Origin of the sequence: Actinomyces israelii DSM 43320 (assembly GCF_000711965.1) — a bacterium.
In the GTDB taxonomy this organism is placed as follows: domain Bacteria; phylum Actinomycetota; class Actinomycetes; order Actinomycetales; family Actinomycetaceae; genus Actinomyces; species Actinomyces israelii.
Genome location: NZ_JONS01000004.1, coordinates 36,147 through 56,227, shown reverse-complemented (window position 1 = coordinate 56,227; position 20,081 = coordinate 36,147). Strand labels below are relative to the sequence as shown.

The 20,081-nt window shown below is 70.1% G+C and carries 18 protein-coding genes; 8 read left to right on the top strand and 10 right to left on the bottom strand.

Annotated elements, in window-relative coordinates; all coding sequences use genetic code 11:
* Positions 1-248 precede the first annotated feature (248 nt).
* The 5 genes from O145_RS02875 (at position 249) to O145_RS02855 (ending at position 6,514) form a co-directional block, all read left to right on the top strand.
* Positions 249-1,316, top strand: a complete 1,068-nt coding sequence (locus O145_RS02875; protein WP_043559517.1) for a LacI family DNA-binding transcriptional regulator — start codon at positions 249-251, stop codon at positions 1,314-1,316.
* A 101-nt stretch (positions 1,317-1,417) separates the two neighbouring features.
* The gene (locus O145_RS17905; protein ID WP_043559514.1) at positions 1,418-2,746 is read left to right on the top strand and encodes an ABC transporter substrate-binding protein; all 1,329 of its coding nucleotides are present in this window, start codon (positions 1,418-1,420) and stop codon (positions 2,744-2,746) included.
* A 6-nt stretch (positions 2,747-2,752) separates the two neighbouring features.
* On the top strand, positions 2,753-3,709 hold the full coding sequence (locus O145_RS17900; RefSeq protein WP_043559512.1) for a carbohydrate ABC transporter permease: 957 nt from the start codon (positions 2,753-2,755) through the stop codon (positions 3,707-3,709).
* On the top strand, positions 3,702-4,541 hold the full coding sequence (locus O145_RS02860; RefSeq protein WP_043559508.1) for a carbohydrate ABC transporter permease: 840 nt from the start codon (positions 3,702-3,704) through the stop codon (positions 4,539-4,541). The genes O145_RS17900 and O145_RS02860 overlap by 8 nt, the downstream gene beginning before the upstream one ends.
* Positions 4,542-4,597: 56 nt before the next feature.
* Positions 4,598-6,514, top strand: coding sequence for a cellulase family glycosylhydrolase (locus O145_RS02855; RefSeq protein WP_052374580.1), 1,917 nt, complete (start codon positions 4,598-4,600; stop codon positions 6,512-6,514).
* Between the two features lie 54 nt (positions 6,515-6,568).
* Here O145_RS02855 and O145_RS02850 read toward each other — a convergent pair whose 3' ends face one another.
* Positions 6,569-7,003 (bottom strand): hypothetical protein, encoded by a 435-nt coding sequence (locus O145_RS02850; RefSeq protein ID WP_156966573.1) that lies wholly within the window; start codon positions 7,001-7,003, stop codon positions 6,569-6,571.
* 152 nt (positions 7,004-7,155) lie between these two features.
* Between O145_RS02850 and O145_RS02845 the strand changes: the two genes are divergently transcribed.
* Positions 7,156-7,788 carry an SGNH/GDSL hydrolase family protein gene (locus O145_RS02845; protein ID WP_043559503.1) on the top strand — a complete coding sequence of 211 codons (633 nt, stop codon included), beginning with the start codon at positions 7,156-7,158 and terminating at the stop codon, positions 7,786-7,788.
* Positions 7,789-7,887: 99 nt separating this feature from the next.
* Positions 7,888-8,907 (top strand): LacI family DNA-binding transcriptional regulator, encoded by a 1,020-nt coding sequence (locus O145_RS02840; protein WP_043559501.1) that lies wholly within the window; start codon positions 7,888-7,890, stop codon positions 8,905-8,907.
* A gap of 81 nt (positions 8,908-8,988) precedes the next feature.
* Here O145_RS02840 and O145_RS02835 read toward each other — a convergent pair whose 3' ends face one another.
* The 4 genes from O145_RS02835 to O145_RS02820 form a co-directional block, all read right to left on the bottom strand.
* A complete protein-coding gene (locus tag O145_RS02835; protein WP_229118318.1) occupies positions 8,989-11,070 on the bottom strand; it encodes a PTS sucrose transporter subunit IIABC in 2,082 nt (693 codons plus the stop codon).
* Between the two features lie 206 nt (positions 11,071-11,276).
* The gene (locus tag O145_RS02830) at positions 11,277-12,827 is read right to left on the bottom strand and encodes a glycoside hydrolase family 32 protein (RefSeq protein ID WP_043559497.1); all 1,551 of its coding nucleotides are present in this window, start codon (positions 12,825-12,827) and stop codon (positions 11,277-11,279) included.
* Between the two features lie 96 nt (positions 12,828-12,923).
* Positions 12,924-13,160, bottom strand: a complete 237-nt coding sequence (locus tag O145_RS02825; RefSeq protein WP_043559494.1) for a hypothetical protein — start codon at positions 13,158-13,160, stop codon at positions 12,924-12,926.
* Positions 13,157-14,395: an inorganic phosphate transporter gene (locus O145_RS02820; RefSeq protein WP_043559491.1), complete on the bottom strand. Its 1,239-nt coding sequence runs from the start codon at positions 14,393-14,395 to the stop codon at positions 13,157-13,159. The genes O145_RS02825 and O145_RS02820 overlap by 4 nt, the downstream gene beginning before the upstream one ends.
* Before the next feature lie 305 nt (positions 14,396-14,700).
* Between O145_RS02820 and O145_RS02815 the strand changes: the two genes are divergently transcribed.
* Entirely contained in the window at positions 14,701-16,293 is a 1,593-nt protein-coding gene (locus O145_RS02815) for an Hsp70 family protein (protein ID WP_043559490.1), read from the top strand.
* Between the two features lie 82 nt (positions 16,294-16,375).
* Here the strand turns inward: O145_RS02815 and O145_RS02810 are convergent, their stop codons facing one another.
* The 5 genes from O145_RS02810 to O145_RS02790 all read right to left on the bottom strand — a co-directional run bounded on the left by O145_RS02810 (position 16,376) and on the right by O145_RS02790 (position 20,044).
* Complete coding sequence (locus tag O145_RS02810) at positions 16,376-17,317, bottom strand: aldo/keto reductase (protein ID WP_043559487.1); 942 nt, start codon at positions 17,315-17,317, stop codon at positions 16,376-16,378.
* A gap of 87 nt (positions 17,318-17,404) precedes the next feature.
* A complete protein-coding gene (locus tag O145_RS02805; RefSeq protein ID WP_043559485.1) occupies positions 17,405-17,923 on the bottom strand; it encodes a MerR family transcriptional regulator in 519 nt (172 codons plus the stop codon).
* A 355-nt stretch (positions 17,924-18,278) separates the two neighbouring features.
* Entirely contained in the window at positions 18,279-18,752 is a 474-nt protein-coding gene (locus O145_RS02800) for a DUF151 domain-containing protein (protein ID WP_043559482.1), read from the bottom strand.
* A 96-nt stretch (positions 18,753-18,848) separates the two neighbouring features.
* On the bottom strand, positions 18,849-19,595 hold the full coding sequence (gene ftsR / locus O145_RS02795; RefSeq protein WP_404975915.1) for a transcriptional regulator FtsR: 747 nt from the start codon (positions 19,593-19,595) through the stop codon (positions 18,849-18,851).
* On the bottom strand, positions 19,592-20,044 hold the full coding sequence (locus O145_RS02790) for an FHA domain-containing protein (protein WP_043559479.1): 453 nt from the start codon (positions 20,042-20,044) through the stop codon (positions 19,592-19,594). The genes ftsR and O145_RS02790 overlap by 4 nt, the downstream gene beginning before the upstream one ends.
* Positions 20,045-20,081 lie beyond the last annotated feature (37 nt).

Genomic DNA, 20,081 nt, shown 5'->3' with positions numbered 1-20,081 from the left:
GGGAGGCCTGAGCCGGCTCGGTTCCGGCGTGAGAATCGAGCTCGCCAGTCCCGTTGCGATATCGGTGATATCATGAGGATGGATCGATCGGGTGGAGGCGCGCACATGGCAGCAGCAGTCGTCACGACCGTCGTCTGGGAGCCACTGCGGCCGAGCCCGGATCCCGCCATGATTGGCGGACTGAGCGCCTCGGGCCCTTTCGATCCGGAGCCTTGCGCCATTGACGCATCGCTCAACGGCAAGTAACCGTGCCCGCCCGGCCGACCATCTCCGACCTCGCCCGCGAGCTGCGCCTCTCGATCTCCTCAGTCTCCTGCGCGCTCAACGGCCGGCCGGGGGTCAGCGAGAAGACGCGGCGGCGCGTCATCGCGTACGCCGCCCGGGTCGGGTACCGCCCCAGCCTGTCGGCGCGCGCCCTGTCCCGCTCGCGCGCCGAGGCCCTCGGGATCGTGGTGCGCGACGAGCTCTCCGTAATCGGCACCGAGCCCTACTACCTCCGGTTCATCGCCGGAGTCGAGTCGGTCCTGCAGGACACGAGCGTCGAGCTCACCATCAAGCTCATCGACGCGGGCATCGACGAGGAGCTCGCGATCTACCGGCGCTGGGCCGCGGAGCGACGCGTCGACGGCGTCATCCTCCTCGACGAGCCCGTCGAGGACCCCCGGGTCCCGCTGCTGCGCGAGCTGGACCTGCCCGCGGTCATTCACGGGACGGCTCCGACCATGCACCCGGGCGCGCCCGCGGTACTGGTCGACGACGCCAGGGACGCGGTCACCGTCGTCGACCACCTTCACTCCCAGGGGTGCCGGCACATCCTTCACGCGCTCGGCCCGCAGAGGCACCGCCACGAGCTCCGCCGCCGCCAGTGCGTCGCGCAGCGCTGCTCGGAGCTGGGGATCCTCTACACGACGGCGATCGGCACCTACACGATCGAGCACGGCGAGCGGGCCGCTCAGGCCCTCGTCGCCTCCCGCGAAGGCCGACCCGACGCCATGATCGCCGCGAACGACCTCATCGCCGTCGGGGCCGCGCGCAGGCTCGAGGCGCTCGGCGTGAGCGTGCCGGACCAGTGCCGCATTGTGGCGTGGGACGACTCGGTCCTGTGCGCGGTCAGCACGCCGACCATCACCGCGCTCGACCGCCACCCGGAGCGGTACGGGGCCGACTGCGCCTCCATGCTCCTGAGCCTGCTGTCCGCGGGGGACTCGCCGGGCGGCGAGGACTCCCGTCTCCTCGGGCGGACCGATGCCGGCTCTCCGCTCATCGCCCGGCAGTCAACGCTGCGGGCCGCACCCGCACCCGCGGGCGACTCATAGCCGTGACCCTTGACTCGCCAGGCGATATCGCATACCGTCTAACCGAAGCGCTTCGGTTGACTACCCATCGCCGAAGGCCCCTAGGTTTCAAGGAGGAAACCATGGTTCACACCCTCACCCGTCGCGGCTTCGTCCAGGCGTCGAGCCTGGCCGCCGCCCTTGCCGCCATCACCGCCTCCTCCGGCTGCTCGGGATCGTCGTCGTCCGGCGGAGACTCGAAGACGCTCACGTACTGGGCCTCGAACCAGGGCACCAGTATCGACGCCGACAAGGAGGCGCTCACCCCGCTGCTGGAGACCTTCACCGAGGACACGGGCATCACCGTCAACCTGGAGGTCATCGGCTGGAACGACCTGCAGACCCGCATCCAGACGGCCGTCACCTCCGGCGACGCCCCGGACGTGGTCAACATTGGCAACACCTGGGCCGTCTCGCTCCAGGCCACGGGCGCGTTCCTGGAGCTCGACGACGAGGCGATGACCGCCGTGGGCGGGGCCGACAAGTTCGTCGCCACCGCCCTCGAGACCTGCGGGGCCGCCGAGACCGTGCCCACCTCGCTGCCGCTCTACGGCCTGGCCTACGGCCTCTACTACAACCGCAGGATGTTCTCCGACGCCGGGCTGGAGCCGCCCAGGACCTGGGAGGAGATGGTCGAGGCGGCCAAGAGGCTGACCAGCGCCGCCAACGGCGTCTACGGACTGTCCCTGGCCGCGGGCAGCTACACCGAGAACGCCCACTACGCCTTCATCAACGCCGCGCAGAACGGCAGCGACCTCTTCGACGACCAGGGGAGCCCGACCTTCACCGGGCAGGGCGTCGTCGACGGCATCCTGCGCTACCTGGACCTCATGCAGACCGACAAGGTGGTCAACACCTCGAACGCCCAGTACGACAACGGCACGGACTCCGTCGCGGACTTCGCCAACGGGAAGGCGGCGATGATCATCAACCAGAACAACGCCGACACGACCATCGCCGCCAACGGCATGACCTCCGACGCATTCGGCGTCGTCCCCTACCCGGCGCCCAAGGCCGCCGCCGCAGACGTCGCCAGCCATGTCGCCGGCATCAACATCTCGGTCTTCGCCGGCACGAAGAACCGGGACGGGGCGCTCCAGCTCGTCAAGTTCCTCACCGAGCCCGCCCAGCAGGCCACGCTCGGCAGCGCGTTCACGACGCTGCCCGTCCTCAAGGACGAGGCCCCGACTTTCACCGAGGACCAGGAGGAGATCACGACCTTCACCGAGGTCTACGAGAAGCGCTCGAAGCCGCTGCCGCTCGTGCCCGCGGAGGACCAGTTCGAGTCGACGGTCGGGCAGGCCATGAACGACATGTTCGCGAAGATCGCGACCGGCTCCGTCCTGACCGCCGACGACGTCCGCGCCACTCTTCAGAGCGCCCAGGACTCCGTCTCCGCCGCCATCGGCTGACCGGTCATGAGCACGCGCGCTGCCGGCGCGCGGGCCGGGCGCCTCCGGGACCGCCCGGCCCGCAAGCAGGGCTGGTACCTTCCCTACCTCATCATCCTTCCGGCCGTCATCTTCGAGCTCTTCATCCACGTCGTCCCGATGCTCACCGGCATCTGGATGAGCTTCAAGAAGCTGACCAAGTTCTTCATCAGCAACTGGGCCGCCGCCCCGAACGCCGGCCTCGACAACTTCCGCAAGGTCCTGGACATGTCGAGCTCGACCGGCCAGGGATTCCGCAGCTCCCTCCTCGTCACCTGCGCCTTCACCGTGCTCGTGGTCGGGATCTCCTGGGGCCTGGGAATGCTCGCCGCCGTCGTCCTCCAGCGCCCCTTCCGGGGCAGGGCGGTCGTCCGCACGCTCTTCCTCATCCCGTACGCCCTGCCGATGTACGCCGGTGTCATCGCGTGGAACTTCATGTTCCAGAAGGACAACGGCGCCATCAACCACATTCTCGTCGACAACCTGGGGATCCTCGACGAGGGCGCCTTCTGGCTCATCGGCGGCAACGCGTTCGTCGCCCTGGTCGTCGTCGCCATCTGGCGGTGGTGGCCCTTCGCCTTCCTCATGCTCATGGCGGGGCTGCAGTCCATACCGGACGACGTCTACGAGGCCGCCTCCCTGGACGGCGCCCGGCGGTTCCGCCAGTGGTGGTCCATCACCCTGCCGATGCTCCGCCCGGTCAACCTCGTCCTGCTGCTCAACATGTTCCTGTGGACATTCAACGACTTCAACACCCCGTACGTCCTGTTCGGCACCTCCCAGCCGGCGGCCGGGGACCTCATCTCCTTCCACATCTACAACGCCTCCTTCCTCACCTGGAACTTCGGCGCGGGCTCGGCGATGTCGGTCCTCCTGCTTCTGGCCCTGCTGGCGGTCAGCGGGCTCTACATCGCCTACCTGAACAGGAGGTCGGAGGATGCGTGACACGGCGGCCTTCAAGGCCCTGAGGCTCGTGGTCGTCGTCCTGCTGAGCCTTTTCGTGCTCCTTCCGCTCTACGTGATGGTCAGCTCCTCGCTCAAGCCGCTCCAGGACGTCCAGGGGGACTTCACATGGTGGCCCACGAGCCTGACGGTCTCTCCGTTCCTGGACATGTGGAAGACGGTGCCGCTGGGGAGCTACTTCCTCAACTCGATCATCGTGTCGACCATTGCGACGCTCTTCAGCATGATCATCGCGGTCTTCGCCTCCTACGCCGTCTCCCGCTACCGGTTCCACGGCAGGACCCTGTTCACGACGACGATCCTGTCGACGCAGATGTTCCCGGGCGTGCTCTTCCTCCTGCCGCTGTTCATCATCTTCGTCAATATCAACACGGCGTTCGGGATACAGCTCGTCGGAACCCGCGGTGGGCTGATCCTCACGTACCTGACCTTCTCCCTCCCGTTCTCCATCTGGATGCTCTCCGGCTACTTCAACGGCATTCCCCGCGAGCTCGACGACGCCGCCAAGGTGGACGGCTGCTCGCCCCTGGGGGCTCTTATCAGGGTGATCCTTCCGGCCGCCCGGCCCGGCCTGGTGGCGGTGGCCATCTACTCCTTCATGACGGCCTGGGGAGAGGTCCTCTTCGCCTCGGTGATGACGACCGACGCCAACCGCACGCTCGCGGTGGGGCTGAGGCTGTACTCGACCCAGACGGCGGTCTACTGGAACCAGATCATGGCCGCCTCGCTGGCCGTGTCCGTGCCCGTCGTCATCGCCTTCCTGATTCTCCAGAAGAGCTTCGTGGCAGGCCTGACAGCCGGCTCCGTGAAATAATCCCGCCCCCGAGAGCGCGACAGGAACGCGCCCCCGCCTATCACCCGAGGACCGCTATGCCCACCCGCCCCATGCACATGATCAACAGCTCCGGCCAGTCCCGGCCGTGGATCGGAGCCAACTTCTGGTCGCGCACGGGCGGTCCCAGAATGTGGTCGCGCTACGACCCCGGCATCGTCCGCGAGGAGCTCCGGGTCCTGCACGAGCACGGCCTGACAATGACGCGCTCATTCTTCTACTGGCCCGACTTCATGCCCGCTCCCGACACGATCGACGAGGGGGCCTGCGACCGGTACCGGGACTTCCTCGACGCACACCGGGAGGTGGGGATGGGGACGATCCCGACATTCATTGTCGGCCACATGTCGGGGGAGAACTGGGACCCGTCGTGGCGTCACGGCAGGGACCTCTACACGGATGTGTGGATGGTGGCCCGGCAGGCGTGGTACATCACGGAGCTGACCCGCCGTTTTCACGACCACCCGGCCGTCATCGGATGGCTCATCTCCAACGAGATCCCGATCTACGGGGGAGAGGGCGATGAGGAGGTCATAAGCGCCTGGGCCCTGCTCATGGTCGGTGCCGTGCGCGCGGGCGGCGGGCACCAGCCGGTGAGCCTGGGGGACGGCGCCTGGGGCGTCGAGACCACGGGGCACGACTCGGGATTCTCCTCGCTCACCTACGGCGAGCTGGTCGACTTCATCGGCCCCCACGTGTACCGGATGGAGAACGACCGGTTGCGTCAGCACCTCAAGGCCGCATTCGTGTGCGAGCTCGCCCAGGTCGCGGGCAAGCCGGTCATCATGGAGGAGTTCGGGCTGTCGAGCGACTTCGTCTCCGCGCGGGGGAGCGCGTCCTACTACCGCCAGCTGCTCCACTCCACGCTCGCGGCCGGAGCCTCGGGCTGGGTGGCCTGGAACAACACGGACTTCGACGACCTCAGGGAGCAGCGGCCCTACAGCCACCACCCCTTCGAGATGCACTTCGGCATCACTGACGCCGCCGGTGCGCCCAAGCCGCCGCTGGAGGAGCTGCGGATCTTCTCCGAGGAGCTGGCCGGGACCGACCTGGCCGGTCTCCGGCGCGCGCCGACCGCGACCGGGATCATCGTCCCGTCCTGCCTGACCGCCCGTTACCCCTTTACGACCGAGGAGGAGCGCGCGCTCATCGTCGACGCGAGCGAGCAGGCCTATGTCGCGGCGAAGGAGGCCGATCTCGCCCCGGGCATCGTCCACGAGCCCGAGGACGGCCTGGCCGGCGGCATCGAGAGCGGGTACGACCTGTACCTGGCGCCGTCGACCAAGCAGCTGGCCGCCGCCACCTGGCCCCGTCTGGTCGAGCTCGCGCGCGGCGGCGCCACCGTGTACGCGTCCTACTGCGCGGGCGAGACGACCGCCCAGCGCGGGCCCTGGTGGACCGGTCTCGACTGCCTGTTCGGGGTCGCCCAGGAGCTCACCTACGGGCTCAACGACCCCGTCGAGGACGAGACGGTGGAGATCACCTTCGTCGAGCCGCTCGGGCCGCTGCCCGAGGGCGCCACCCTGCGGTTCCGCGCCGCCGGCAACCGGGAGGCCCGTGCCTTCCTGCCCGTGCGCGCCCTCGACGGCGCCGACGTCGTCGCGCACGACTCGCACGGCCGTCCGGCGATCGTCGTCAAGCGCCACGGCCCGGGACGCGCGGTGCTGTGCACCTATCCGCTGGAGTACTTCGCCGCGCGCCTGGGGCGCGTCAACCCCGAGGACACGTGGCGGCTCTACGACGCGCTCGCCGAGCTGGCCGGCGTCCGGCGGCCCGCCCACGTCGAAGACCCGCGCGTCCTGGCCGACGTCCTGGTCGACGACGACGGCGGGGAGCTCGTCGTCGTCCTGTCGCAGCACGACGAGCCGGTCGAGCGGACCGTCATCCACGCGGACGGACGGCGCACGGAGATCCGGCTCCCGGGGCTCGGAGCCACCATCCTACATCGCCGATAATGCACATTATGACATTACAAGTGCAGGAGGAGGCGCCTGAGGACCCGCGGTCCCTCAGCCCCTGCGGTCGCCCGGCGCCGGGCGGTTCACCGACGAGCCGCGGGCCGGCGACGAGGTGAGCGTCCTGCGCGCCAGGCGGCGGGCCGTCCACGCCCCCCACAGGGCGCTCGCGGCGACGATCATGGTGAAGCCGCCCAGCGGCCACAGCACGACGGCGGCGAGGCCGCTGCTCAGCGCCACCATGAGCGCTCCAGCGACGAAGGCGACCGCCGCCCACACCAGCGCGGTGCGCCACACGGGCTCCAGGGCCCTGACGCTGGACGAGCCGAGCTCGACAGAACTCACGCGACAGCTCATGTGCACGAACATCGCGGGCCGCTCGCCCGCGTCGTCCCGGCCGGCGTCCAAGCCGCGCGGCGCCTCGATCGGCCTCCCGTCGGCGTCGATGTAGGTCACCGGAACCCCGTGCGTCCTGCCCTGCCCGCTCATGGCGGCAACGGTATGAGCCCGACCTTCATCGCTCCCCCGCATAGCCTGTGAACCTGCTGAGACACCTGGGACGTGTGGGACGAGATGGGACGAGAAGAGGCCGCGGGCGCACCTCACCGGCCCGCGACGTTCCGTGGCCGTATGGTCGGTGGGTGTCCTCCGTACCGCGTCCGCAGTCCTTCCCCACCGCCGTCTTCCTCGGCGACTCGGTCACCACCGGGTGGCGGGCCGTCACCCACCCGCGCAACCGGTGGAGCTCCCTGGTCTGCGAACACCTGAGATGGCGCGAGGCGAACCTCGCCGCTGACGGCGTGGGCTTCTTCGCCCGCCGCGGAGGGCGCCTGCCCGGAGGCGACCGCGCCCCGTCCTGCCGCGACGCCATCTGGCTCGAGGCGGCGCTGCGCGCGGAGCCCGACGTCCTCACCGTCAGCCTGGGCCTGAACGACGCCGCCTTCCTGCCCTCCCAGCTCGACCTCGTGCGGCAGGCGGTCGACCATGACCTGTCGTTCCTCGCCGCGCGCCTGCGCGGCACGCCCGTCGTCGTCGCCCCCTACTTCCCGGCGCTCGGCACCGGACCGCGCTTCGGCGTCGTCAGGCGCATGGTGCACGAGCGGGCCACAGAGCTCGGACTGACCTCGACCGATGCCATGAGCACTGCGATCAACGGCGAGCAGGACAGGCTCTCGATGGACGGCATCCATCCCGACAACGCCGGCCACGCCGCGATCGCACGTGCCATGATCGGCTACTATGAGGGCTTTGTGCCCGCGCTGTGCCACGCGTGACCTCGGCAATCCTGCCGCACGGTGACGCGGTCTTCACCAGATGGTGGCACCCTGGCATAGGCTTAGGCGGCATTTGTCTGATAACCCGAGGAGACCATGATGAGCTCGCGCCGAGAGCCGACCCTGGCTGACGTCGCTCAGGTCGCAGGCGTCTCCTTGACGACGGTCTCCCGCGTGCTCAACAACCGCGGCTACCTCAGCCAGGGGACCAAGGACCGCGTCGCCGACGCCATCGCCGAGCTCAACTACCGGCCCAACCAGGTCGCGCGGGCGCTGCACGGCAAGTCCACCCACATCGTCGGGGTCATCGTCCCCACCGTGGCCCTGCCCTTCTTCGGCCAGGTGGCGGCCGAGATCGAGAACGCCCTGGCGGACCACGGCTACCGGATCCTCGTGTGCAACTCGATGGGCCGGGCGGACCGTGAGCGCGAGTACCTCGACCTGCTCGTCTCCCACCGCGTCGACGGCATTATCTCGGGCGCCCACAACGAGACCCTGCCCGAGTACCGCACGGTGCGCATGCCGCTGGTGACCGTCGACCGCCTCCTGTCCCCCACGATCCCCAACGTCGCCTGCGACAACGAGGCGGGCGGGCGCGCGGCGACCGAGCACCTGCTGGCGCGCGGGGCGCACAGGCCCGCGCTGCTCACCTCGCGGACCGGGCCGCACAACCGCCGCGAGGCCGGCTACCTCGCCGTGCTGCTCGGAGCCGGAGTCGAGCCGGTGGTGCGCACGGTCGACTTCCACACGCCGGACTCCGAACGGGCTGGACTCATTGAGGCCGGCTTGGACTCCATGCCCGCCGATGTCGACGCCGTCTTCGCCACCGACGACCTGACGGCGGCCGCGGTCCTGGAGTGGGCCCGCAAGCGCGGTCGCAGCGTGCCTGGGGACTTCAAGGTCATCGGCTTCGACGCCACGGCGGCGGTGCGTCGGGCGCTGCCGGGACTGACCACCATAGAGCAGCCGATCGCCGACCTGGCCGCGTGCGCCGTCGACATCCTGCTCAGGCAGATCGACGCCCGCGCCGAGAGCGCCGGCGACGCCGAGCCCCCTGCACCCAGGAGCCTGTCCCCCGCTCCCCTGCCCGTCCGGCTCCTGGCGGGCAACACGACCTGAGGCCGTCGGCCGCCACTCGATGACGGCGGTGGCCCGCCCTGGACCAGGGCGGGCCACCGCCGTGGCGCCGGACGGGAGAGGTCAGGAGGCGCTGCTGCCGGCCGGCTCGGGGGTCTTCTCCTCGCTCTCGGCGGCCTCGACGACGTAGAGCGCGTCGCCGCGTTCGACGTCGCCGGTGCGCTCATCGGCGATGCCGGCGAAGGATGCGCCGTTGGAGACCACGATGGGCGTCACCGTCTCGTAGCCGGCCTCCTTGACCGCGGCCCAGTCGACATCGACCAGGACCTGGCCGCGGCGGACCTTGTTGCCGGCCTTGACCTTGGGGCTGAAGTGCTTGCCGTCCAGCTCGACGGTGTCCATGCCGACGTGGATGAGCAGCTCGACGCCGCTGGCCGAGCGCAGCCCGTAGGCGTGACCGGTCGGGAAGGCGACGAGTACCTCGCCGTCGACCGGGGAGACGACCGGCCCCTCGGCGGGGGCGACGGCGAGGCCCGGGCCGAGCATGCCGGAGGCGAAGGTCTGGTCCTTGACCTCGGACAGGGGGACGGCGCGGCCCCGGATGGGAGAGGTGACGGAGAAGTCCGCCGCGGCCTCCTCCGGGATCTCGATATCGGCCTGCGCGGCCAGGATCTCGGCCTCGAGGGCGGCCTCGTCCACGTCGTCGGCCTCACCGGCGAGCGAGGCCCTGCCGCGGGTGGAGCCGTAGGCGAAGGCGGCGGCGAAGGCGACGATGAAGACGATCGCCTCGAGGAGGAGGTACTTGGGGATGTCCTCAGGGACGATGGAGGCGAAGCCCATGAAGCCGGCGGCTCCCAGGGCCTGGGAGTGGATGCCGAGCAGGGCGACCGCGGCCCCGCCGAGGGAGGCGACGCCCATGCCGATGTAGAAGGGCCAGCGCAGGCGGAGGTTGACACCGAAGATGGCGGGCTCGGTGATGCCCATGACGGCCGAGGCGCCACCGGCACCGGCCAGAGCCTTCATCTTGGCGTCCCTGGCCTTGAAGAAGACGGCCAGCGTGACGGCGCCCTGGGCGACATTGGCCATGGAGGCGATCGGGAAGATGAAGGAGCCGGGGCCGCCGTTGCCCATCTCTGCGATGAGCGGCAGCTCGACGGCGGGGAAGGACTGGTGCAGGCCGGTCACCACGATCGGCGAGTAGACCATGCCGAACAGGAAGCCGCCGATCGGGCCCAGGGTGTTGTAGGTCCAGGCCAGGCCGTCGGTGATCCAGTCCGACAGCACGCGGGTGACGGGGCCGACGACGACGAAGGTGAGGAAGCCCGTCGCCAGCAGCGTGGCGAGCGGGGTCAGCAGGAAGTCGGTCGTGCCGGACAGGCGCTTGTGGAGCCACTTCTCAATGACCGACAGGATCCAGGCCACGCAGAGCACCGGGATGACCATGTTCTGGTAGCCGATCTTGTCCACGTGCAGGCCGAAGAGGCTCCAGTTGTCCACGGCGCTGGTGATATCGCAGCCGTCGGAGCCGATCACGCAGGACGTCGTCCCCTTGAAGATCCAGAAGTTCGCGCGCGCCGTGCTGTTGCTCATGGAGTCGGCCGGGAGCAGCGAGGTGGAGACCATGGCGGCGCCTATGGCGGCACCGAGGTAGACATTGCCGCCGAAGCGCTTGGCGGCGGAGTAGCCCACGAGCACGGGCAGGAAGGCGAAGGCCGCCGAGGAGATCATGTTGATCAGGTCGGCGTAGTCCTTCAGCCAGGCCCAGCGCTGAACCAGCGACTGGCTGCCGAACAGGCCCTCGGCTGTCAGGACGTTGTTGAGCGCCATCATAAGACCGCCGGCGATCAGGGCCGGCAGGATCGGGACGAAGATGTCCGCGATCGTCTTGATGAACCGGGAGACTGGGTTGCCGCCCTTGGCGGCCGCCTCCTTCGCCTCGTCCTTCGAGACCTCCTTGACACCGCCCTTGGTGATCATCTCGGAGAAGACATTGTCCACGTCGCCGGGACCGACAATAATCTGGAACATGCCTCCCGCGATGAAGGTCCCCTTGAGGTCGGGGTCCTTGTCGAGAGCTTTCTGGTCCACCTTGTCCATGTCGTTCAGGACAAGGCGCAACCTGGTTGCGCAGTGCGCCGCTGCACTGATGTTCTCTGCGCCGCCGACATACGTCAGGACGTCTTTCGCCACTCGGGCGTGGTCCATCGCCACCCGGGTTTCCTTTCTCTGGGGCCTGGGCGCTCGGCGGTGAGCTCAGAGGGGAGATGACGCGTGGGAAACAACCGTGAGACCCGGGCGTCCAGACCTTGTGTCAAACGATCGTCATAGTATCGTTGAACAGTGGTTCGTTGCAAGCGTAAGTGAGAAGTCAGTCTCATGCGGGTGCCGGACCCCAGGGGCGTCCGGCGTCCTCAGTCGAGTGTCCGCGCCCCGGCCCGCCGCAGCCTCAGGACGCCGTCGGTCCTCACGGTGGCGCCCGAGGCGTCGGGAGGCAGGAAGCTGCGCAGGGTGAAGGCGATATCACCGTCGCCGACCAGGACCTCGGTGATCGAGCGGTCGTGGAGCACCTCCAGGCGCGGGCGAACCCGCTCGGGCAGCGTGACCCGCCGCCTCGCGCCGTGGATGGCGTACCTCGACGTCGTCCGGTCCACCACCAGCTGCGCGCCGGAGGCGGAGGCCACCAGGTCGATATCGACGCAGCACGACTCCTCCCCGATGCGCAGGCCCCACCGGCCGGCCTCCCCCGTCGCCTCGAGACTCTCTGCCTCCATCTCAAGGTGCCAGGAGCGATGCCCCCGGAGCTCGGCGACCCGGGCCCGCCCCGTCACCGGCACCCCGCCCAGACCACTCACCCCAGGTGCCGCCGCGTCGTCGGGAGGCGGAAGCGCCAGACGCTGGATGAGGCGGCCCGCGCGCAGGGTGAGCGCGCGGGGAGCCGTCATGGCGTGGGCCCAGCCCCCGGAGTCGACGCTGGGCTGGTCGTCCTCGTCGGCGTTGCCGGCCCACCCCATGAGGAGTGCCGGCCCCGGCCGCGAGGGGTGCCTTGCGAAGACCTGCGGCGCGTAGAACTCGAAGCCCCGATCGACCTCTCGGATCTGGCCGTCGCAGTCCCGCAGCTCGTTGCCCACCAGGCGCCCGACCGCGTAGACGCAGGGGAAGACGTTCTCGTACCCCTCCTCCTGGGGCCGAATGCCCTGGGGGCAGAAGATGAGGACGTCGCGCTCGCCGCCGGTCGTCTCGTCGGGCAGGCGGACAATGCCCGGGCACTCCCACATGTAGCCCAGCGAGTCGAGGGCGCCGTGCGCGTCGGGGAAGCGCAGCTCGCCCTCGAAACGCCATGCGGCCAGATCGGTTGACCGGTACAGCAGGGCCGCCCCCGTTGCGTCCAGGCGCTGCGCGCCCACGATCATCCGGTAGGCGCCCGGCGCGTCGGGGTCGCGCCACACCTGCGGGTCGCGGAAGTGGGCCGTGTAGCCGTCGGGGCGCTCGATAATCGGGTTGCCGGGCCACTTGGTGAAGCGGGCCAGATCAGGACTGGTCACCAGCGCCTGGGTGGAGGTGCGCACGCCGGTCACCGGGTCCTTGAGGTTGCCCGTGTAGAACAGCTGGAAGCGGGCGCCGGCCGGCGCGCGGGCGGCCTCGTCGTCGTCGAGCACGAGGGCGCCGCCCGAGTAGGCGCCGGAGCGGTCGTAGGCGGAGTCGGGGACGATCGCGGGACCGTGCTGGCTCCAGGTGAGCAGGTCGGGCGAGGAGGCGTGCCCCCAGTACACGAGCTTGCGGCCGGGGTGAAAGGGACCGAGCTGGTAGAAGACGTGGTAGGCGTCCCCGTCGACGAGCAGCCCGTTGGGGTCGTTGAGGCGCCCGATGGGCGGAGCCAGGTGGATCAGGGGGTAGTCCGGGTCCCGGCTCGCACGGGACGAGGCGATCGTCTCCCGGGCGAGCGCTGCGAGGTCCTCCGCCATGAGCGAAGGGTAGCAAGCCCCGCCGTCGGAATCGACGGCCGTTGGCCGCCTGCTCGGATCCGTCAGAAACCCGCGCGCGGCGGCCGCGCTGAGACCTCAGTGGTAGTAGGGGATCATGAGCCACAGGCCGAAGAGGACGATGCCCAGGGCCAGCGCCAGGAAGAAGCCGGCCGCCAGCTCGGCGGCGCGCAGGCCCCTGACCTGCCCGGCCGTGCGCTTGAGCCGGGCCTCGCCGAGCATGCGGACCGCCGAGGAGGTGATGGCCAGGACGAGGCCCGTGCCGAGCACGGTCACCGCCGCGACCAGCCCGAGGGACGCCCAGTCGATGCTCATGCGACGCTCTCCCTCTGCTGCGGCGCGGCGGTGGTGACCGTGGCCGCGCCGACGAGCTCTTTCTTGACCTCGTTGAGGGTCTTGGGGGCGCGGCCGAGCTCGGGGTCGGGCTGCTTGGCCACGACGACGGAGTCGGCGTCGTTGACGTTGGAGAAGTCGACCCGGTTGTGGCCGGCCTGGCGGATAATGATCCAGGCCCCGGCCAGGAGCAGGACGATGACGGCGATAGTGCCCGGGACGCCGCCCCTGACGGCGATCAGGGACGTCACCGCGCCCACCACGGCGGCGCAGGGCAGGGTGACGAGCCAGGCGATGCCCATCTTCCCGAAGGTCCCCCAGGACACCTTGGCCCCTCTGCCCACTCCGGTGCCCAGGATCGAGCCCGTGCAGATGTGGGTGGTGGACAGGGCGAAGCCCAGGTGGGAGGAGGCGAGGATCGCCACTGTTGAGGCGGTCTCGGAGGCGAAGCCCTGCGGCGGGTCGATGTGGACCAGTCCCTTGCCCATCGTGCGCATAATGCGCCAGCCCCCCGAGTAGGTGCCCAGGCCGATGGCCAGCCCGGCCGCGCCGACCACCCACCACTGGGGGCCGGTCCCCGTCTCCTGGTAGCCGGCGGCGATCAGGACCAGGGTGATGACGCCCATGGTCTTCTGCCCGTCGGAGGTGCCGTGGGCGAGTGCCACCATTGATGCCGAGATCCGCTGCCCGTTGCGGAAGATCGTCTGACTGAAGCGGTCGGTGGGCCGGGCGATGCGGTAGGCGATCCAGGTGGCCAGCGCCGACGCCGTCCCGGCCACGCAGGGGGCGATGATCGCGGGCAGGATGATCTTGGAGATCACCGTGCCCCAGTGCACGCCCTGGATGCCCGCGGCCATGATGACGGCGCCGATCAGCCCGCCGAAGAGCGCGTGCGAGGAGGAGGACGGCAGTCCGAAGAGCCAGGTGGCCAGGTTCCACAGGATCGCGCCGGCGAGGCCGGCGAAGACCATTGCGGGCGCCGCCTCGATGAGCGCGTCGTTGAACATGCCGTGAGAGATCGTCTTGGCGACCTCCGTGGAGATCATGGCGCCGATGACGTTCAGCACGGCCGCGACCAGGACAGCGCGCCTGGGAGTGAAGGCCCCGGTGGCGACGGATGTCGCCATGGCGTTGGACGAGTCGTGGAATCCGTTGGTGAAGTCGAAGACCAGCGCGGTCGCGACGACGACCACCACGATGAACAAGGTTGCAGTCATACTATTCTCGGTCGGGTGAGCGGATCTGGGTCCCGGGTGCGGCTGACGCCGATCGGGCCGGGGATCCGGACCGCACGGACGCGGTCCACCTTCATTGTTACCAGCGGCCGACCCCGCCCGACAGCGAGATTCTGACTGTTCACCAACTGTTCACCCGGTCCCTCGGCGGTGCCGGAGACGGCACCGCGGCATCCGTCGCCGCCCGACCCGCGTGAGCGGCCGCTCGCCGTCGGCGAAGCAAGACGAGGCCGACTCCCCAGCGCGCCCTGAGCGTTATATCGGGACAGCAACGATAGGGTCGGACCATGGCAGCCCGAAGTGGAAGCACACGCTCTTCCAAGTCCCGGAAAGGCCGCACCGCGGCCACTTCTCACCTGGACCTCGGAATCGACCTGGGCACGACCAGAACGGTCGTCGCCCGCGCCGACCGGGGCAACTACCCTGTTCTGTCCTTCACCGATACGAACGGCGACTCCCACGACTACTACCCGTCCCTGACGGCGCTGACCGATGACGGCCTGGTGCACGGCTTCCGCGCGCGCCAGGCCGCCCGCGAGGGCGCTCCGCTCCTGCGCAGCCTCAAACGCACCCTGGCGGCGCCGTCGGTCAGCGCGTCGAGCACGGTGACCCTCGGCGACCGCACGCTGAGCGTCGGCGAGGTACTCGTGTCCTTCCTGACCGACCTGCGCCGGCAGATGGCCACCTCCGGGGTGCTCGACGGCGCCGACCCCGGCAGCGAGGACGCGCACGTGGTGGTCGCCGTGCCCGCGCACGCCTACGGGGCGCAGCGCCTGCTCACGCTCGACGCCTTCCGGGCGGCGGGGTTCCACGTGACCGCCATGCTCAACGAGCCCAGCGCCGCCGGCTTCGAGTACACCCACCGCAAGGCGTCCACCGTGTCCTCCCGGCGCACGCGCGTCCTGGTCTACGACCTGGGGGGCGGAACCTTCGACACCTCCCTGGTGGACGTCAACGGGCCCTCGCACGAGGTGCTGGCCTCCCGCGGGCTGGGCGACCTAGGCGGCGACGACGTCGACCTCATCCTGGCCCAGCTGGTGCTAGCGCGCGCGTCCGTGGACGAGGCCTCCCTGAGCGGCACCCAGCTCGGCGACCTGCTCGACCAGTGCCGCGACGTCAAGGAGGCCCTGGCGCCGCAGTCGCGGCGCATGGTCGTCCGCGTGCGCGACAACGACGTGGTGCTGCCCGTGGCGGACCTCTACGAGGCCACGACGCCCCTGATCCAGCGCAGCGTGGACGTGATGGCGCCCCTGGTCGGCAGGCTGGAGGACGGCGGCCCGGACCTGACCGACATCGCCGGGATCTACCTCGTCGGCGGCGCCTCGGGCCTGCCGCTGGTGCCCAGGATGCTGCGCAAGCGGTTCGGACGCCGTGTCCACCGCTCCCCCTACCCGGGGGCCTCCACCGCCATCGGCCTGGCGATCGCCGCCGACCGTGACGCCAACGTCCGGCTGACGGACCGGCTCTCGCGCGGCTTCGGCGTCTTCCGGGAGGCCGACGGCGGCACGCGCACCTCCTTCGACGCGATCCTGACCGAGGACTCCATCCAGAAGGGCGGCGGGGTCAGCGCCACCGTGGCCACACGCCGCTACCAGGCGGTCCACAACATCGGGCGCTACCGCTTCGTGGAGTGCGCGGGGGTCGACGACGACGGCGAGCCCCGCGGGGAGCTCGCGCCCTACGAGGACGTCCTGTTCCCCTTCGATGCCTCATTGCGCGATATCGACGACCTGTCCTCGATACCTGTGACGCGCACGGGCGGCGGCCCGCAGATGGAGGAGCGCTACGAGGCCGACGAGTCCGGCCTGGTGCGGGTGACGCTGACCGACCTCAGCGACGGCCACAGCCGCACCTACGTCCTCGGGCGCCGCACCGCCTGAGGACCCCGGCACCCGGAGTCATGAGGGCGGGGGCGGGCCGGCCCTCGGGCACGGCCCGCTCTCATCCGCGTAGACGGCCTGTTCAGACGGCGCCCGACAGCGAGGTGAGCCGGTCGGTCTCCTCCGGTGCGAGTCGAAGAGTGAGCGCCGTCAGGATCGGGGCGAGCTGTTCGGTGGTGCGGGCCGAGGCCAGCGGGGCCACCACGCCGGGGCGGTCGCGCAGCCAGGTCAGCGCGACCGCGGCCGGCTGCGTGCCGTGGGCCGCTGCGATCTCGCGCAGCGCGTCGACGACGGCGAAGCACTCCGGGCGCATGTAGTCCGCCACCATCGAGGAGCGCGCGGTGGTGGCCGCCTCGCCCCGGCGGTACTTCCCGGTCAGGAAGCCCGCGGCCAGCGAGAAGTACGGGACGAGCCCCATGTCGTGGGCGGCCGCCGTCTCCCCTCGGTTTCCGGGCCCCTCGACGTCGCCGCGGTGGAGGAGGTTGTAGTGCGGTTGGAGCGCGACGGGCGCCTGTGCCCCCATGGACTCGGCGATGGCGCACCACTGCTCGATGCGCCGGGGGTCGTAGTTGGACAGCGCCACGTAGCGGGTCTTGCCGGCGGCGCGGAGCTCCTCGAAGACCGCCACGGTCTCCTCCAGGGGCGTGTCCGGGTCGTCGAAGTGCGCGTAGTAGAGGTCGACGTAGTCGGTGCGCAGGCGCGCCAGGGACTCCCCGAGGGCGGTGCGGACGTTGTCGGGCGCGAGTCCGGCCCGGTCCGGCTTGGTGGAGACCTTGGTGGCGATGACGACGTCGTCGCGGCGTCCGCGCCTGCGCAGCCACGAGCCGATGATCGTCTCGGACTCTCCCCCGGCGTTGCCGTCCGCCCAGGCGGAGTAGCCGTCGGCCGTGTCGATGAAGTTGCCGCCCTCGCCGGTGTAGGCGTCCAGGACGCGGCGCGAGGCCTCCTCGTCGGCCGTCCAGCCGAAGACGTTGCCGCCCAGTCCCATGCGGCTGACATCAAGATCCGAGCTGCCAAGTTTCATTGCGGAGCCTTTCTGCTCAGGTCGTGTAGGAACTGTGAGGTGAGGGCGCGGGGCGATCGGCACCGCCCGCCGCCGACACGCGCTCGCTCAGCCGAGCCGGCACTTGGCGGCGCGACGCTTGGCCAGCTCGTCCTCAATCACCGGGGGCCGGTTCGCATGGTCGACCGGAAGCTCGGACAGGGAGCCCTCAACCTCGTGCCATACGCGCCCCACGGCGATGCCGAAGACGCCCTGGCCCCCCTGGACGAGGTCGATGACCTCATCGGCGCTGGTGCACTCGTAGACGGAGGCGCCGTCGCTCATCAGCGTTATGGAGGTCAGGTCCTCCACGCCGTGCTGGTGAAGGGCGTTGACCGCGGTGCGGATCTGCTGGAGGGAGACGCCGGTGTCGAGCAGCCGCTTGACGATCTTGAGCAGCAGGATGTCGCGGAAGGAGTACAGACGCTGAGAGCCTGAGCCCCTGGCGCCTCGGATGGAGGGCTCGACCAGTCCGGTGCGGGCCCAGTAGTCCAGCTGCCGGTAGGTGATGCCGGCGGCGCGGCAGGCGATTGGTCCGCGGTAGCCTGTGTTGACATCAAGCTCGGGAAGCGGGTCGCCGAAGAGCATCCCCTGGCCGCGCTGAAGTGCTGGGGCATGAAGACTGGCCTCGTTCGCGCTCAACTGACCTGCTCCTGTCGGAATGGGGGCGTGCGCGCTGGGCGCGCCCCGTGGCGGTGGGGGTCGGGCGGGTGTCCCCGACCAGGACCCACGATAGGGCCACTGCCCGCGGTGCTCAATGAAGGGCGCGCCGCGTCCGCCTGTCGAGGATGTCTCAATCTCAGGGCGAGGTCAAGTTTTGCCGCATTCTGTTAGCGATTTGCGGCCTGATTGCAGGGCAAACGGGTGGATCCCCTACGACAGAGCATGTGATTCACATCACATTATTCGTCACATGCGTCACTTCCGTCTCGCGTGTCGCGGATCAGGCTGACGACGCCGCCTCATCGACCGCCACCGCCTCCAGCTCCCGGCGCCACTGCGCGAAGCGCAGGCACAGCCCCTGAGCATCGAGGTCCAGCCCCCGCAGCCGCAGGAGCCCTGCGGTCGCCACCACGGGACGGCCCAACGACTGCGCCGCGACCAGCGCCTCCGCCGGCGAGCACGGGACCCGGTGCTCGATCTCGCCCTGAAGGAGCACCACGCAGGCGCACAGCGCCGCATCGGCGTCGACATCGAGCTCGACAGCACTGACGCGGCCGCCCAGCGCCCGGCACGTCTGCCCGAGCAGAGTCGTCCAGGTCAAGGTGCGCATTACCTCGCTGGCCTCACCAGAGCTGAGCAGCAGGCCCTCACGAGGGGTGACGGGGACTGCCACCATCGCAGGACCGCCGTCCTCAACGAGGATGGCGACCAGGCCGTTCTGGGACGTTGTGGAGCGGACGCTCACCAGTGTCATGGTGCTCACGGACCCAAATCTACGGGCGCGCGGGCGCCGTGTCCGGCGAACGGAGGCGGAACCTCGACCGGTTCGGTCCCTCCCCGGGGGCGCCTCTCAGCCCAGCGCCGAGACCGCCTGGTGGAGCAGAGCCGTGTGCAGGTCCGCGAGGACTCCGGCGAGCTCGGAGGCGGCGTCCTCGGCGGCCGTGCTCGACCGCAGCCGCTTGTACCGCACAGCCAGGTCGACGACGTCGGCCTCGCGCTCGGCCGCGGCTCGCACCGAGCGCAGGTTGCGCAGAGGAATGCCGAGCCGGTGCGCGCGCAGTGCAAGCGACACCGTCCGCAGGGAGCGCGCGTCGAAACGGCCGTGGGCGTCGGGCGCCACGACGCCGATCGCAACCAGCTCCTCCAGCTGGGCCACGGAGGCGCCGGCGTGGTGGGCCAGCGATGCGGCGTCCAGGCTGGTGCCCACCACCGCATGGCCGCCGGCCGCGACCACGCGCGGGACCGGGGAGGGCTCGGGCGCCTGAGGCGAGGCATCCAGCTCGGCGAGCCGCTGCCGGATGACCGACAGCGGCAGATACTCGTCGCGCTGGGCCGTCAGCGTGTAGCGGAGCCGCTCGACATCGGCCTGGGAGTAGCGCCGGTATCCGTTGCCGACCCGAAAGGGGGCGATGAGACCCTCCCCCTCGAGGTAGCGGACCTTCGACAGGGAAAGGGCCGGGAACTCCGCCTTGAGCCGGTCCACCACCTCGGAGATCTTCATCTCCGGCTTGCGGGAGACGTCTCGGGGCCAGGGCGGGACCTCGGCGTCGGCCGCATCGCGCTCAGCGGGACGACGGCGTGCGGGGACGGCGCTCACTGCGCAGCCGCGCCCGCGACCGGGCCGGGGTGGTAGGTCATTCGGTACTTGCCGATCTGGACCTCGTCGCCTCGACGCAGAGCGGCCTGCTCGACACGCTGGCGGTTGACGTAGGTGCCGTTGAGCGAGCCCGAGTCGCGCACGGCGAAGCCTCCCTCGGGCAGCGCGAAGAAGATCGCGTGCTTGCGCGAGACCGTCACGTCGTCGAGGAAGATGTCCGCGCGCGGGTGACGGCCCACGGTCGTCTCGGCCGCGTCGAGCAGGAAGCGGGCGCCGGTGGTCGGGCCCTGCTGGACCAGCAGCAAAGCCGTTCCTGCGGGCAGGGCGGCGATCGCAGCGCGATCCTGCTGCGACAGTCCGATAAGCGACGCAGCCGAATCAGCACTGAAATCCATAGCACCGAAGGACTGGGTCGTGCTGGGATCCGGCTCGATCGGAGTGCTCGGCATCTGTTCCCCTCGGGTCGGGCGGCGCGGGTCGCGCCGG

Coding starts and splice junctions, on each gene's coding strand:
- O145_RS02850 (WP_156966573.1), bottom strand. CDS start 7,003: ATGAGCGGGCAGGGCAGGACGCACGGGGTTCCGGTGACCTACATCGAC.
- O145_RS17900 (WP_043559512.1), top strand. CDS start 2,753: ATGAGCACGCGCGCTGCCGGCGCGCGGGCCGGGCGCCTCCGGGACCGC.
- O145_RS02790 (WP_043559479.1), bottom strand. CDS start 20,044: ATGCCGAGCACTCCGATCGAGCCGGATCCCAGCACGACCCAGTCCTTC.
- O145_RS02815 (WP_043559490.1), top strand. CDS start 14,701: ATGGCAGCCCGAAGTGGAAGCACACGCTCTTCCAAGTCCCGGAAAGGC.
- O145_RS02860 (WP_043559508.1), top strand. CDS start 3,702: ATGCGTGACACGGCGGCCTTCAAGGCCCTGAGGCTCGTGGTCGTCGTC.
- O145_RS02830 (WP_043559497.1), bottom strand. CDS start 12,827: ATGGCGGAGGACCTCGCAGCGCTCGCCCGGGAGACGATCGCCTCGTCC.
- O145_RS02825 (WP_043559494.1), bottom strand. CDS start 13,160: ATGAGCATCGACTGGGCGTCCCTCGGGCTGGTCGCGGCGGTGACCGTG.
- O145_RS02810 (WP_043559487.1), bottom strand. CDS start 17,317: ATGAAACTTGGCAGCTCGGATCTTGATGTCAGCCGCATGGGACTGGGC.
- O145_RS02805 (WP_043559485.1), bottom strand. CDS start 17,923: ATGCTCTTCGGCGACCCGCTTCCCGAGCTTGATGTCAACACAGGCTAC.
- O145_RS02855 (WP_052374580.1), top strand. CDS start 4,598: ATGCCCACCCGCCCCATGCACATGATCAACAGCTCCGGCCAGTCCCGG.
- O145_RS02820 (WP_043559491.1), bottom strand. CDS start 14,395: ATGACTGCAACCTTGTTCATCGTGGTGGTCGTCGTCGCGACCGCGCTG.
- O145_RS02835 (WP_229118318.1), bottom strand. CDS start 11,070: ATGGACCACGCCCGAGTGGCGAAAGACGTCCTGACGTATGTCGGCGGC.
- O145_RS17905 (WP_043559514.1), top strand. CDS start 1,418: ATGGTTCACACCCTCACCCGTCGCGGCTTCGTCCAGGCGTCGAGCCTG.
- O145_RS02800 (WP_043559482.1), bottom strand. CDS start 18,752: ATGACACTGGTGAGCGTCCGCTCCACAACGTCCCAGAACGGCCTGGTC.
- O145_RS02840 (WP_043559501.1), top strand. CDS start 7,888: ATGAGCTCGCGCCGAGAGCCGACCCTGGCTGACGTCGCTCAGGTCGCA.